General features: G+C 68.2%; 1 protein-coding gene. It reads left to right on the top strand.

From position 1 onward, the window contains the following. Window positions 1-256: 256 nt before the first annotated feature. On the top strand, window positions 257-823 hold a 567-nt coding region (locus AC31A1_RS52085), incomplete at its 3' end, for a glycoside hydrolase family 18 protein (RefSeq protein ID WP_489660023.1).

Here is an 823-nt window from a genome sequence, read left to right on the forward strand (position 1 = left end):
CGCTCAAGTCCCCCATGGGACGCCATGGTGCCGCCGGTGGACGGCAGTTGTGGGGGAGTGGCACCGTCCCGCAACCAATCCGTGCCCGTCACGACACCCGTGCCGGCTCCCCAAGTCCCTTGACCCGCCCTTGCCTTGACTCGCCCCTGTCAACGCTGCTTCCCTGAGCCCACACAGCGAATTGGTCTGCACCAATATCGATCCAGGATTGAATCGATTCACCCCCACGGTTCACCCCCCACTTGGAGGACGCTGCATGCGCACCCGATCGAGATCCCGCTCCCTCCTCTCCGCCGCCCTGCTGACCGGAGCCCTCGCGGCCGCCGGTCTCACCGTGGCGGCCCCCGCGTCGGCGGCCTCCGTCCCGAATGCCTGGCCCGCCCACGTCTTCGCGCCGTACTTCGACGCGGGCTCGGGAAACGTTTCCCTCACCGACGTGGCCAACAACTACGGCACCAGGTTCTTCACCGCCGCGTTCGTCGACGGCCCCGGCTGTCAGTGGCAGGTGCCGGGCCAGTCCGCCCTCCAGTCACAGATCGACGGCATCCGCGGCCTGGGCGGCGACGTCTCCGTGTCCTTCGGCGGCTACACCTCCGACACCGCGCTCACCGAGATCGGCGACTCCTGTTCCAGCCCGGAGGCGGCGGCAGCGCAGATCGAGAACGTCATCACCACCTTCAACCTCTCGCACGTCGACTTCGACATCGAGTCGGCCTCACTCACCAACTCCTCCGGCATCGACCGACGCGACAAGGCCCTTGCCCAGGTGCGGAGTTGGGCCGCCAGCAACGGCCGGGCACTGTCGATCTCCGTCACCCTCCCC

This window comes from Streptomyces sp. P5F9 (assembly GCF_057961495.1).